Origin of the sequence: Kitasatospora sp. NPDC008050 (assembly GCF_042957465.1) — a bacterium.
In the GTDB taxonomy this organism is placed as follows: Bacteria; Actinomycetota; Actinomycetes; order Streptomycetales; family Streptomycetaceae; genus Kitasatospora.
In genome coordinates, this window is sequence record NZ_JBIBIJ010000014.1 from 103,414 (window position 1) to 117,263 (window position 13,850).

Sequence of the window (13,850 nt, forward strand, 5' to 3'; positions counted from 1 at the left end):
AGCGGTCACAGGGAGATGCTGCCTGCTCCGAACGGGATCCAGAAGAACCACGCCGACTTGTGGTCCCTGCCGCTGTCACCGCCTGAGTCGCCGAACCAGACAGTGCACGACTTGCCCTTCCGGATACCGAGCATGGTCGTCCCGCGCCCGTTGCGCACCGGGGAGTTGAACTTCAGGGCGGATGCCCGCACGGTCCTGGACTCGGAGCTGATCGTCACCATCGGATTGCGGTCGCCACCATCACTGTGCACAAGCGCGATCGCGAGACCCGAGGTCGGAGCAGTGAAAGTCTTGGAGCTGTTCCACGCCAACGACCAGCTCTGCGGGGTACCGAGCAGCTCGGTCGCTCCCTTCGCCGCGAGCGTGCCGTTGACGGTGAGACTTCCGTTCGCATTGACCGTGAGGCTTCCGGTAGTGATGCCACCCGACGTCTGATTGATGCTGTTCTGAAGCTCGATCGCACTGTTCACCGGGGACTTGACCTTGCTGACGCTCAGGAACTTTCCGTTCGCGATCGTTACCTCACCGGCGGACAGCGTCTTGTCGGACTTCACCGTCAGACCGTCGTTCGCCGTCACCCGGCCGCTGGCAGTCACGGCACCTGTCGTCACGGCGCCCGCGCTCAGCGGGCCCACGGTCAGCTTCTTGTCGGCGGAGACTGTCAGGTTCCCCCGAACGGTGACTGTGCCGTTGGCGGCCGTCGGATCCACCGAGGTGACCTTGAGCGCCTTGTCCGACTTGATGGTGACGTCACCGTTGGCCTGGACAGGACCGTGCGTCGTGAGCGTGCCGACCGCCGCCACGCTGACATCGCTGTTGGCGCTCAACGTATTGACCACGATGTCGGGGTTGTTGACGGTCAGGTAGGTGGTCAGGTAGTAGTCCTGCCCGTCCAGGGTCGCCTTGAGGGTGAAGTTGGCGTTGTCGTTCAGCACCGGCGACTTCCACACCCGGTTCGCGAACTTGGTCTGGTTGTTGTCGGACGTCTCCTGCCCATTGGCGCCCCGGTAGTACATCGTGTACTGAATCCGGTTGTCGGCAGGCGCGTCCCACAGCAGGTCGACGGTCACGCCCCGCCCGATGACGGTCGTCCGAGGGCGCAGGCTGCGGAGGAAGAACTCGTCATTCCCCTTCTTCACCTCCACCTGGCCGGCGCGCTTCTGGTAGCTGCCCTCCGCCCCCGTCGTGGACGTCGTCTCCTCGATATCCAGTTTCACCGTCCCGATCGACGGATTCACCTCGATCCCCGACAGCGTGAAACTGACCGCCCACGTTCCGTCGAACACCGCCGTCGTGTCCGGCACGAACGAGAACACCGCCTCGTTCGGATCGGTCGTGTCCCGATCGACCCACCACTCCGTCCCCTGTGACTCCCCCTCCACCTTGCTCACCGCCGTCGTGATCAACGACGGCTCGATCGTCAGGTCCGCCCCCGACCGACCCGTCGGAACCTTGACCGTGATCCCCCGGCAGTACACCTTCGACGTCCCCGACGGAAGGTCCCGCCCGAAACGCAACACCACCGTCCCGTACTCCAGCTCGTCCATCGTGCTCACCCGCAACGGGGACGGCACCGTCCCCCGAGCCGGCTTCAGCAGGTTCGTCTCCGCAGTGATTTCGGCAGCGCTCACAACTGCCCCTCCGATCCACCGACCGGAAGCACGCTCGCGACCACACGGCTGCTGCGCCTGCTGACCGGGCCGCTGTCGGCCGCGGTCTCCTCGGTGATCTCGACGTCCGTGCTCTCGAACCCGGGATCCAGCTCGATCAGGAAGGAGATGGCCCAGGTCCCGTCGAACTGGGCGGGCTGATCCGGCACGCACGCGAAGACGGTGACGGCCGGGTCGGTGGTGTCCGGCACGATCCACCACTCCTGCCCCTGCGCACTGCTGCGCACCGAGGGCACCGTGGTGGAGATGGCCAGCGGCTGGCGCGCGAGGCGCGGGTCACTGGTCGCGGCGGGTACCCGCACCGCGATCCGGGTGCAGCGCACCGGCTGCTCGGCGCTGGTCCGGCCCTCCTCGCCGACCGTCAACCGGAGTTGGTGGTAGCGCGGCTGGGCGCCGTCTGTGGTGGCCGGTCCAGGGGTGATGTCCACGCGGTAGGGCAGCAGCAGGGTCATCGGGTCTCTCCTTCGCCACCCGCACCCGGGTGCAGTTGCAGGTAGCCGGCCCGGGCGGCCGGGACCGGGTCGTCGGGGTGTGACAGGTCGTCAGCCGGCAGGATCGGCAGGTCGGTCCAGAGCGGCGGCCCGTCGCCCGAGACCAGCGGCTCGGCCCAACTCCAGGCGCCGTGCAGCGCGCTGGGGCGCGGCATGAAGATGCCGTGGTCCGCAGGCTCGGGCTCGTCCGACCTCCGCGTCACCTCCCCCGAACGGACCGGTGCCAGCAGCGGGTTGAGGCGGAACGAGGCGCGGATCGCGGCGAGCGCCCGGTGGGTGACGTCGGCGTCCACGATGAGCGAGGTGACGGGGAGGATGTCGGTGGTGGCGTGCACGGCCGTGTGCGGGCAGGCGAGCATGGTCAGGTACCGGGTGAGGGGACGGTCGACGGGGCGGGCCGGCATCGCGATCCCGGCGCCGGTACCGATCAGCGAGAAGTACCGGTCGTCGTTCGCTGAGGAGGTGCCCGACGCGTAGGCCACCGCATCCCGCCCCTGGACCGGAATGTACAGCCGCCGGTACGAGGTCTCCGCGCCGGGCTCGGAGGTGTAGTAGCCGATCAGCCCGTCCGCCAGCTGCTCGTACTCCCCCAGCCGCACCGCCCACCGGTAGTCCGGGTACTCCTGCGGGTTCGGCTTCAGGGCCTCGTCCCAGGCCGGATCGGTCAGCGGCGGGCCCAGCAGCTCCAGGCCGAGCCTGGCCCGGATCAGCGCGACCGGCCGCCCGATCAGCCGGGCGGGGGCGCGGTCCTCCTCCGGTGCCGTGTCGGTGATCCGGCTCAGCGCCCGGTCGATCGTGGTCATCAGCAGGCCGAAGGTGTCGGCGTCGCGGCCCACGAGTTCGTCGGCGAAGCCGGCCACGTGCGGGTAGACGCCCACGAAGTCGGCGGGCTCGTCGTAGCGGGCGTGCGGCAGCGAGTTCCAGGCGATCTCCCGCTCAGCCTCCGCAGTGTGGATCACCCGCAGCTCGCCCAGCGGGCTGCCGTCGGGAGCGTAGACCAGCAGGGTCTGGTCGAGGTGGTTGACCAGCAGCCAGCCCGCCACCGGGGTGTCGCCGACCGGGTCGGGCGCACTGCTCACCGCCGCGAGCGGGCGGTCGTCGCTGTGGTGCACCGGTTCGAGCCGGATCCTGCTCTCCTGGAGCAGTCGGGGCGGCAGCTGGATGAAACGCTCCGACCTGGGCGGCGGCTGGAAGAGCGGCAGGTCGGGGTTGGGGGTGACGCTGGCCGCGCGGACCGGGTCGAACTGGCCGGGCTGCCCCTGCTGGGTGGTGACCAGCCGCAGGGCCTGGCCGAAGCGGTCGATGATGTGCAGCTCGGTGAAGTAGAACTGCCCGGCCCGCACCGGCTGGAACCGCTGCTCGCGACGGTCCCCGGCCCCGTCCGGCACGTGGTTGCTCTGCCCGGCCAGGTCCAGGATGCGCTGGTCGGTGGTGACCTGGGCCGCGCCGTCCTGCTGGACGAGCCAGTCGTTGAAGCCGTCCAGGGTCTGGGAGAGGATGTCGAGCTTTTCGAAGTCGTCCTGCAGATCGCTCAGTTGAGCCAACAGCTCGTCCGGCGCCCCGGCCAGCTTGCGCTTGGTCTGCTCGCGCAGCACGTACGACAGGGCGGGAGTGAGGAACGAGCGCCCGGCGAAGTTCGTCCAGCGGACGCCGCCCTCGCCGTCGCCCTCGGGCACGTTGGTGCCGTTCCAGCGGTAGTCGTTGCCGTCGAAGGTCCAGTTGTCGCTGCCGCCCGCGCCGGTTCCGCCGCCGCGGAACGGGGTCGCGCAGTACTTGACCCGCCACTGCAGGTACATCGGCAGCCAGGGCTGGCGCCAGACCCGGCTGTACTCGGGGAACGGGCCGTCGGTCAGCTCCGTCGGTCGCTCGACGATGTCCTTGAGCGCGCTTCCAGTGCGGGCAGCGCGGTCCAGCATCGCCAGTTCCGCGACCAGCGGCCGGCACAGGGCGGGCAGGCCGGTCAGGTCGGGGGCCGGCGGGTTCGGGGCCGGGGTGACGTCCTCGGTGCCGATCCGCACCCGGGTCAGCAGCCGCGAGGGCAGCCGGCAGGGCAGCGGCTGGTCATCGGGGCGGCCCAGCGGCTGGGTGGTCCCGGTGCCCTCCATCACCACCACCGGGTCGGCGGGCCGGTAGAAGGACGGTTGCGGGGAGCGCTTGAGCTCCTGGGTCTCGGGCAGTTCCCGGTCGGCGGCGAACTCCTCGATCTTCGCCGGCAGGGCGTCGGGGTCCTCGGCACAGGGGATCTCGGTGCGCAGCTCATCGAGAGCGCGCTGGAGGGCGCTGACCTGGCCGCTGAGCTTGTTGATCTCGGCGTTCCAGGCCGTCACATCGAACTCGAACGGCTTGGGCCGCCGCTTCTCGGGCAGTTCGCGCAGCCACCAGAGCGACCACAACCGCCACTGGAGGCGGGCGAGTTCGGCCATGCCCTGGTCGTACTCGGTCTGCTTGGTGTTGAGTTCGTCCAGCCAGGCGGGCTGCGGGAGTTCGGGAGCCGGTTCGTCCGTGCCCTGCTCGGCGGGCCGGTTGACAACCCGCCAGAGGTAGCCGCCCTCGCTGCCGCTGAACCAGGAGCGGCGCATCACCTCGTCCAGCTCGATCGGTCCGTCGGCGCTGTCCATCGCCGCGATTTCGCCGTGGAACAGCGCCTTGATCAGGTCGCCGTCACGGGCCGAGCTCGTCTGCCGGGCCACCAGCGCGGCGGCGGCGTCCGCGGTGCTGTGACCGAGGGCGACCTTGGTCGACGTCCCGTCGGGCCGGTCGGAGTCGGGGACGATGCCTTCGCGCCGCCAGTCGACGCCCAGCGCGGTGCCGGCGTAGCGGGTGCGCACAATGGATTCTGACATACCGTCAGGCACCGCCCAGCCCAGGGCTTCCAGCACGTCGACCAGGTTGCCGGGATCGGCACCGGGCGGCAGTAGACCGGGGATCCCGGCGGCGGTGCGCAGGATGTCGGCGTCGTCCTTGGAGTACCAGCCGACGACCGCGTAGCTGAGCTCCGCGTCCGGCGGGTAGTTGTCGCCGTACTGCGGGTCGCGCAGGTCCCGGAGGGTGTCCTGGAAGAGGAAGACGTTGTGGTGGTAGGGCGCGAACGCGGCGAAGGCCGGCAGCCCGGATCCGATCGCGGTCAGGAAGAGCCGCCGCTGTGCGGGCTCGCGCCACGGGCCGGTGGCCAGGTCGTGGGCGCGGCCGATCCGGTCGGTGGTGACGGTGGCGGCATCCGGGTTCAGGTAGGAGTTGCTGCCGTCCCAGATCGGGTTGGCGTCCGGGCGCTCCGAGGAGAGGTAGTCGCTGTGCACCACCCAGCCGGCCACCGTGGTCTTACCGCGCACCGTGGCGTAGCGGACCACCAGCCAGCGGTTCGGCACCAGCGGGAACTTGCTCTCGCCGCTGTCGGGGTCGATGTAGCCGGTGGTCAGCGACTCGGGGAGCTGCCACTGCAGGTGGACGCCTTCGAAGTCGGTGCCGGTCCAGTAGTCCTGCATGTTCTCGTACGGCTCGGGTTCGCCGCTGGTCTTGAACTCCTCGTTGAGCATCATGGTGAACATCGGCGACCAGCGCTTGAACCGGTCCTTGTCGGCGCGGACCGCGCGGTTGGCCACCAGTGCGTGCAGCTCGACGGGCACGATCAGGTCGGTGTCGGTCATCAGCGCTCTTCCCCGGAGTTCAGTGTCGGCTGCGTGACGGTGATGCTGAGGTGGGGCTGGTTGGTGGCGGCTTCCCGGGAGGTGATCCGGGCGATGCCGTTGCCGCCTTGGTCCTTGTCGAGCGCCACCGAGAGCTCGTCGCCGCTGTGTTGGCGCAGGTGCGCGGTGATGTCGAACTCCAGCCAGGCCCAGGCGTCGACGGCGCCGACGCGCGCGGTGGCGATCGGACCGGCCGACAGGGCCGGCTTGTTGGCCCAGGCGAGGGTGGACTCGTCCCAGTCGTTGTCGGTGGCGTAGGCCTTGAGATCGAAGCCGCCCGCGTCCTGGGCGGCGGCGTACACCCGCAGCAGCACCTTGCCGAGCTGGTCGGGCGGCGGGAGCTGGGTGGTGTCGAAGCGCAGGTAGGCGATCCGGGTCACGCTGTTGCTCGGGCCCTCGTTCTTGACCATCAACGGGTCCGCCGCGCCGAACTCCGCCCCCTGGCCGTACTGCGCGATGGTGTCGGCCACGCAGTCGCGACGCACCGTGGGCGGCAGCAGCAGCTGCTCCAGCGGCGCGTTGACCAGCTCCAGCGCGAACTGACCGGGCGACAGCTCACCGCTCGGCAGGCAGGCGGCGGACAGCGCCCGAAGCAGTCCGCCGGCGCCGCCCAGGTCCAGCACGTCCGGCAGGGCGCCGCCCTGACCCGGGCGCAGGTAGTCGAAGACGGTGCCGGAGCCCGGGGCGCCCGGGTCGGGGAACTCGGTGTCGGTCGGGTAGCCGACCCGGCTGCCCGTCAGGTGGCGCAGGCTGATCCGCTCCTCGGAGTTGATGCCGAAGTGGATGCCCTGGCCCGGCTCGCGGATGGCGATCTGGTCCGGGACGGCGTCCCAGAGCACCAGCAGCACGTCCGGCGCGAGGTGGTCGCGGCGCAGCTCGCCCACCGGCTCGCCGTCGGCCGTGGTGGCGAGGATCTCGAAGACGGGCCAGGCGCGCACGAGTTCGGAGTTCATCAGCAGGCCCGCCACCGGCAGCGTGGTGCCGGCCCGGCTCAGGCGCTCGGTGAGCACCGGGTGGAGGTCGTGGTCGAGCGAGGTGTGGGCGGCGACGTCGGCGGCGCCGGCGACCAGCGCGTGGATCCAGGCCTGGTCGATCCGGAAGGCGCGCATACTCTCGGGCGGCAGCATCCGCGGGTCGGGCACCAGGTGGGCGAACGGCACGCCGTTGAGCAGGCCCAGGCGTTCCAGCCAGTCGGGCATGGTCGGGGTCGTGTCCTCGGCCACCGTCAACAGCGACTGCTGGTAGCGCGGTTCGGCGAGCAGGGCGGTCGGTTCGAGCCGGGCCCGGAGCACCGCCGGCGCCGGGGGCTGGCCTTGGACCGCCGGGGCCCGCAGGGCTTCGACCAGGCCGCGGCCGAAGCCGGGCGCGGCCAGCTCTCGAAGGGCCGCGGCACCGGCCGGCTCGTCCGGGTCGGTCATGGCGCGGGCCGGGTCGGTGGCCAGGGCCAGCAGGGTGGCGGCGCGATTGGCCAACTCCCTTCGCGCCTCAACGACTTCGCTGCTGTAGTCGGGGTCGGCGAGCGCGGTGGCGCGGCCCAGCGTCCAGGCGGCGGCGTAGCTGACGTCGAAGAGGCCGTACTCGCGGTCGTAGATCAGCGCGTGGTCGGCGGTGGTGTGCGGGCCCTCGATGGCCTCGACGGGCAGATCAGGGGTGGTCAGCGGGGTGAGCGGGCCGCGGTACCAGGCGTAGGTGTCCTCACCCGCCAGCGTGCGGTAGGCCACGGCGGTGTAGCCGCGCTGCAGCCGGGTCCGCGCATGCTCCCTCTCGGGGCTCGCGGACGGCTCGCCGGTGGGTGCCAGCCGCAGCGCGAGGTGCTCCGGGTCGGTGTGCCCGGGGGCGACCAGGTTGCGCAGCAGGCCGGCCGGGTCGAGCGAGCCCTCGGGGTCGTTGGTGAAGTGCCAGGACCACAGGCTGCACAGCCGCACCTTCTCGGTGGCGGGCAGGCTGTCGGGCGCCAGCCGGCCGAGCCAGCCCTCCAGCGAGACCAGGTGCACCGCGTAGTTGCCGGGGCTGCGCGGGAACCGGTTGGCGGCCAGCACCGCGTACTCGCCCTCGGTCAGGATCTCGCCGTTGTCAAGACGCTGTGGGGCGAGCTTCACATCGCGCATGTGGACCAGGTGAAAGAGCTCGTCCTGGCGCGCCACGACCGCGTGGAAGACGCCGACCGGCAGGTCGATGGTCCGGCACGGGTTGCTGTCGTCGATCGGGCCGGTCAACCGCGGGCCGTTGATGCCCTCACCGGGCTCGCGCAGCTCGCTGATCGGCCGGGTGGTGAACTCCCCCTGCGCGTCCGGGTCGTCGTCGAGTTCGCCGGCGGCGAAGACCAGCAGCGCCAGCCACGGCTCCTTGGCCGCCGCCAGGCCCCGCAGCTGCCGCTCCCAGGGCAGGATGGCGCGGCTCAGGGTGAGGTGCGGCAGCACGTGGGTGTACCGGCCGACCGCGCCGGTCGGCGGGAAGGTGGCGTGCACCGAGGAGGGGTCCAGCACGAACTGCGCGGCGCGGATCTCGTAGCTGTCCGAAACTGTGGGCAGTTCGGCGTCGGCGTCGACCCGCTCGCCGTTCTTGGTCAGCTCGTGCCGGACGGTGATGGTGTAGACGCCGGCGGTGGCCTTGGGGTCGAGGTGGTCGTAGAACGAGACGTTGAGGTCGGGTCGGGTGGGCATCGCGGTCACCTCGCGGCTGCGGTCAGGAGCGGGGGGTCGGTCAGGGTCCTGCCGGCCTTCTTCTCGGACTGGATCAGCGAACCGTCGCTGCCCGGCGCGACGCCGAGCCCGGCCAGCGCCTCGTGCAACCGGGTGCGCTTGGCGGCGGTGGCCACCAGGGTGCTGGTGATCACGCCGACGCTGCCCTCGTCGAAGACCGGGGACTCACCGGCGACGTCGCGCTCGCGCAGCGGCATCCGGCTGGACGGCAGGCCCTCCACGTCCAGGGCCTTCGAGGGGACGTTGCCGACGCCGAGCTGCTTCGTCGGCCCGGGGACCACGATGGTCAGCCCGGTCAGGCAGTCGTCCACCATCCCGGGCTGTTTGAGGGCCTGGTCGGGGTTGGCCAGCGGCGCGCCCCACAGGGCCTGCGGCATGCCCTCGATGATGGGGGTGACCGTCCACTCCTCCGCCCGCCAGTCGTACATGTCACCCCACTGGTCGAGGATCTCGACGATCTGCTCGCAGATCACGCCGGTCAGCCGCATCGGACGGATGTCGATCGTGGCGTCCTTGCTGCCCTCGAACAGCACGTCGTTGAGGGTGATCATCGAGGCGGGCAGCGCCGACTCCACGGACACCGTGAAACCGTCGATCCGCACCAGCTCCGGCAGATCGGCCTCGCTGCGCGCCTCGGACTCGTCCTTGGTGACGTCAGGCAGCTCGCAGCCCTGCTTCAGCGCGGTGCGCGAAGGCGCGGGCAGCTGGAGCTGGAAGTCCTCCCAGGGCACCGGCGGCGCGCCCTTGCGGTCGGCACCGAAACCGATGGTGAAGGAGATGAACCAGACCTTGATCTTGGCCCGTCCGCCGATCGGCGGCAGCCACAGCTGCAGGCCGACACTGACCTCCAGCGAGACCCGCACCCGCACGAAGAGCACCTTGACCGTGGCGGCGACGCCGATGCTCAGGCCGAAGGCGATGTCGGCGTAGAACGGCTTCCACTGCACCAGCGCGTCGACGTGAGCGGTGAACCAGGCCCGCAGGTTGATGCCGTGGCCGTTGTCGTAGACGGCGGCCAGCGCCCCGCCGATCATGAACGCGCCGTCGGTCAGCGCCGCGTAGGCCTGGCCCTTGATGCTCACCGGGCCGCGCTCCCAGAGCCAGCCGATCCGCGGCGGCTTCGGGTAGTGCGCGGGGGGCTTGAACTGCGGGTGGTAGCCGCCCGCGGAGAGCACGAAGCCCTTCTTGATCCCGCCCGGCAGGTCCTTGCCCCAGACGTAGAGCGAGATTCCGCCGGTCAGCTGCGCTTCCGGGTCGAGGATGTAGGAACCCTTGGCGATCACGGTGTCCATCGAGAAGCGGCCGAGGGCGGAGTCGTAGACGTAGACGAAGTCCACGATCACCTTGCCGAGGCAGAGCATGTTGGCGGCCAGTGGCGCCCCCGCGAGGGCGTCGCTGGAGGTCGGGAGCTTTGGCGGCAGCAGCAGCGTGGTGCTGCCCGCCAGCATCACCTTCCAGCCCGCCTCGCCCCACTCGACCAGGGCGAGCGCCCGGGCCTGGATGAAGCGGTAGACGGTGAACTGCATGCCGCCGGCCACCCAGTACTGGCCCCGCGCCGGCGTCACCCAACCGCCGGCGCCCACCAGTTCGTTCAGCGCCTGCGCCGGGGTCTTCTTCGTCCCGCCGTCCTCCCCCAGGCGCTTGATCAGCGGGAAGCTGCCGAGCTCACCGGTGGTGGGGATGCGCACGGTACTGTTGATGCCGAAGCCGAGCACGATGCCGGTGAAGACGACCGGGCCGATACTGAACAGGCCGTTGATCAGGTGTTTCCCGGACACGTACTCGGCGTAGGCGAAGATCGAGTCCCAGCCGTCCTTGTGCTTGGCCCAGCTGCCGGTCAGCTGCAGCACGGCGAGGTCCATCAGCTCGATCCGGCCCGCGGCACCGAACGCCAGCTCGTAGTCCGGGCCCAGATCCAGCTCGGTGAACGCGCCGGAGATCACCGTCTTGGGCGGGCCCGGGCGCTCCAGCGCCAGGCTGGCGCCGCGCAGCACCGGCCTGACCGTCCAGTCCTTGTCCACCCCGAGGCCCAGGCCCAGCAGCTCGATGGTCAGCGGGCCGACCGCCATGGTGGCGTCGAAGGCGATGAACAGCAGCCCGTGCGCGTAGCCGAGGGCGGCGTGGCTGAACCGCACCGGGCCGAGCGCGTACCCGTCGAAGCGCCGCGCCTCCTCCTCGGCCCGTTCGCGGCCCAGCACCACGGATCCGCTCTGGCCGAGCGTGGCGAACTCCCGGTCGGCGGGGTAGACCAGCTCCAGTTTGCCGCCCTCGAATCCGAGCTTCGCCCACATCACGGTCGTCCCGGGCTCGAAGTCACCGGGGAGCAGGACGGGCAGCAGGCCGGAGGCCAACGGGTCCGCGCCGGCGACAGCCGGGTCGGTGGCGAACTCGGCCAGCAGCTTGTTCAGTTCGAGCACTTCGGCGGCCGTCCACTTGCGCGGGGGCGCGCCCTTGGTCATGCCCGCCCAGGCGAACTGGATGTCGCTCACGGTGACATCGCGGTCCGGGTCGGTCGTGTCGACGATCGGCAGGTCGGATGCCTTCGCCTGCACCGTGCCGCGCACCGCGACCAGGTGGCGGCGGCGCTGGGGTTCGTTGGCGGGCTGGACGGCCAGCATCCAGCCGAAGAACGACGAGGTCGCGGCGACCACGATCTCGAAGGTCCGGAAGTCGAAGCGCAGGGCCGCCGAGTAGAGGCGCGGCATCAGCTGGTCGGGGAGCACCGCGCTCACCAGCTCCGCGCCCAGACCGAGCATGAGGTCGGAGGCCGGGACGCCCTTGTCGTCGCGCCACCGGGCGGTCAGCGCGATCGGCTGCCCCGGGCCGGTCGGCATCGGGATGGTGAACTCCATCTCGAAGTCGCCGGGCAGGGTCAACGACAGGCGGGGGAAGCGGGGGTGCACCTTGAACTGCTTGAGGTCGATGTCGAACCCGAGGCCGGGCAGGCCCAGCGAGATCCCGCCGCCGAGCGTCAGCCTGACGTCGAAGGCGATGCGCAGCACCCAGTCGCTGCCGAAGTTCCAGTCCGGCTCGTCCACGGCCGGCCAGGTCAGGCCGATCCCCGAGAGCTCCAGCGGCCCGATCGTGAGCTCCGGGAACTCCACCCAGGACAGGTCGGGGGGCGTGAGCGCCGACGGCGGCCAGGGCATCCCCCATGCCACGGCAGGACGGCCGGGGAGCCGCCAGTTCACGTCCAGCGACCAGCCCTGGCGGCCCGCGCCGCCGCCGGAGGATTCCCAGTTCAGGGTGGGCCACCAGCCGTCCAGTCCACCGGGGAAGGTCCCGATCCAGCCGTTCAGCAGGTCCAGCTGCGGTCGGCTGAGGCCGGATCCGAGCGCGGCCAGACTGATCCCGTTCAGCAGGAAGTCAGGCAGATCCGGAATCAGGTTCCCGATGAACGGCAGGTCGGTGAGCCAGGCTTCGAGCCCCTTGATGCCCAGCAGCGCGACCTTGCCCCAGCCCTCGGGGCCCGACAGCGGCGGCAGGCCACCCAGCACGAAGCGCAGCCACGTCGACTCGCCCGTCAGTTCGAAGTCGCCGACGCTCAGGTCGAACCGCAGCCCGAGGGAGGGCAGTTCCGGGTTGAAGAGGTCCGGGAGCGACGGCAGCGAGATGCCGAAGAGGGCCAGCAGGTCCAGCAGCCGCTTGCCTCCCCCACCACCACCGGCACTGTCCCACCAACCGGTCAGCAGCCCGAGCTCCGGCAGCCCGGGGAATCCCGGCAGCTGGGGCAGCTCGGGGCCCTTGGGCACGGTGAAGGTCAACTCGATGCCGCCCAGCGAGAGGCTGATCGACGGAAGGCGCGGAATGACCGAGAAGTCACCCGCGTCGGGGAGGTCCGGGAGCGAGAAGTCGAAACCGACGTCGGGGAGTTGCAGGTCGAGCCAGCCCAGCTTGATCGACAGCCGGAAGTACGCCCCCAGGCCGCTTCCAGTGCCGGAGCCGGTCGGCGGCCAGCGCAGGCCGAAGCCCGAGAGCGTGAAGCGCCCGAGCGTCAGGGACGGGAACTCCGGCACCCAGTCGATCTCCGGCATCTTCAGTCGCACGGCCCAGACCTGCGCGTCCTGCCCGGGCAGTTGATAGGCCGCCCCCACCCAGACGCCCGCCGCCAGCGCCTGCGCCGGCAGCAGCGGCCACCAGTCGGTGCCACCGACGGCCGCGGTCACCGCCGCGTTCACCGCCACGCTCTGCGCCTCGGTGAGCGCCCCGGCGGCCACGATCGCCTCGACGCCGTGCACCCCGATCAGCTCGCCGTCGGGGATCTCGCCGCCGATGTACGGCAGTTCGGAGAGCAGTGCGCCGCTCTCCTTGACCCCGAGCAGCGCCACCAAGGGCCCGCCGATCGACGGCGCGGCGAACACCAGGCGCAGGTGCTCGGTCTCCGCCGCGATGACCACCTGACTTACCGTCAGGTCGTACCGTGCCAACAGCTGGCGCACCTCGGCCAGGAAGGCCTGCGGCACCTCGCCGAGGTCCAGTTCCCAGGCGGCGGCGAGCTCGACCAGGCCGACCGTCACCTCGATGCCGACCTTCAACCCGGTGACGTACTGCCGCGCCGTGTCCGCGAGGAACTCGAACCGCAGCAGGGCCTCGCGCCCGTTCAGCAGCGCGGCCGTGCCGGTCACGCGCAGCTCCGCGCTGACGGCCTCCGTCACCCGCAGCACGAATTCCTTGCCCGTGCCGAAGAGTTGGTAGAGCTCCGGGAGTTCGATCGAATCCAGGGGCAGGACGAAGTCCTCGCCCGGGGCGGGGAAGTTCGCGAGCAGGTCGGCGACAGTCAGAGCCATGGGAGCAGGGATCCTCTCGTGCGCAACGGAGGGAGGCACATGCCGGGGGCATTCACATCGGCATGCCGGAACACGGCACCACCAATGCCGACCAGTGCACTGAGTGATGGGAGCACGACAGAGCGTCCAGACGACACCCCTCCGACGGGACACCAGCCAGAACTCGCCATTCATCCGGAACGCGTCCCACCGGCGGTCGGGCTGTGCCAACGATCGCACACAGATGACATTTCACCAGAGCGCCACACCGGATGGCCCACGCCCCCGGCTCGACCGGCACACCGATTTCGCGCGGCGTCCGCGACAGCGTGCCACGGCGTTCACCTGCCGGCCCCGCCTGCCTGATGCGGCCGCGCAAGGCGCCCGTACCCGCCTGGCCCCGGACCAGCTCAGCGGTAGGATTTCTCCTGACGCTCCATCAGCAAGGACGCATCAGCCGGGCGTGGCAGGGGTAGTTCGCTGCATGAGCCGACAGCCTCTCAGGACTTTCCCACCCGGCTCCCAGTACCGTCCAGCA

5 protein-coding genes are annotated in these 13,850 nt (G+C 70.6%); all 5 read right to left on the reverse strand.

Annotated elements, in window-relative coordinates; translation table 11 throughout:
* Positions 1 to 5 precede the first annotated feature (5 nt).
* Genes ACFZB9_RS25345 through ACFZB9_RS25365 form a run of 5 tightly spaced genes read right to left on the reverse strand, consistent with a single transcriptional unit; the run spans position 6 to position 13,333 of the window.
* The gene (locus ACFZB9_RS25345; protein ID WP_391450730.1) at positions 6 to 1,631 is read right to left on the reverse strand and encodes a hypothetical protein; all 1,626 of its coding nucleotides are present in this window, start codon (positions 1,629 to 1,631) and stop codon (positions 6 to 8) included.
* On the reverse strand, positions 1,628 to 2,122 hold the full coding sequence (locus tag ACFZB9_RS25350) for a hypothetical protein (RefSeq protein ID WP_391450732.1): 495 nt from the start codon (positions 2,120 to 2,122) through the stop codon (positions 1,628 to 1,630). The genes ACFZB9_RS25345 and ACFZB9_RS25350 overlap by 4 nt, the downstream gene beginning before the upstream one ends.
* Positions 2,119 to 5,805 carry a hypothetical protein gene (locus ACFZB9_RS25355; RefSeq protein ID WP_391450734.1) on the reverse strand — a complete coding sequence of 1,229 codons (3,687 nt, stop codon included), beginning with the start codon at positions 5,803 to 5,805 and terminating at the stop codon, positions 2,119 to 2,121. Before ACFZB9_RS25355 ends, ACFZB9_RS25350 begins: the two co-directional genes overlap by 4 nt.
* On the reverse strand, positions 5,805 to 8,507 hold the full coding sequence (locus tag ACFZB9_RS25360) for a DNRLRE domain-containing protein (RefSeq protein WP_391450735.1): 2,703 nt from the start codon (positions 8,505 to 8,507) through the stop codon (positions 5,805 to 5,807). The genes ACFZB9_RS25355 and ACFZB9_RS25360 overlap by 1 nt, the downstream gene beginning before the upstream one ends.
* Positions 8,508 to 8,512: 5 nt before the next feature.
* Entirely contained in the window at positions 8,513 to 13,333 is a 4,821-nt protein-coding gene (locus ACFZB9_RS25365) for a DUF6603 domain-containing protein (protein ID WP_391450737.1), read from the reverse strand.
* Positions 13,334 to 13,850 lie beyond the last annotated feature (517 nt).

Excerpts from the sequence above, each read along its gene's own strand:
- ACFZB9_RS25350 (WP_391450732.1), bottom strand. The coding sequence starts at position 2,122 with ATGACCCTGCTGCTGCCCTACCGCGTGGACATCACCCCTGGACCGGCC.
- ACFZB9_RS25365 (WP_391450737.1), bottom strand. The coding sequence starts at position 13,333 with ATGGCTCTGACTGTCGCCGACCTGCTCGCGAACTTCCCCGCCCCGGGC.
- ACFZB9_RS25360 (WP_391450735.1), bottom strand. The coding sequence starts at position 8,507 with ATGCCCACCCGACCCGACCTCAACGTCTCGTTCTACGACCACCTCGAC.
- ACFZB9_RS25355 (WP_391450734.1), bottom strand. The coding sequence starts at position 5,805 with ATGACCGACACCGACCTGATCGTGCCCGTCGAGCTGCACGCACTGGTG.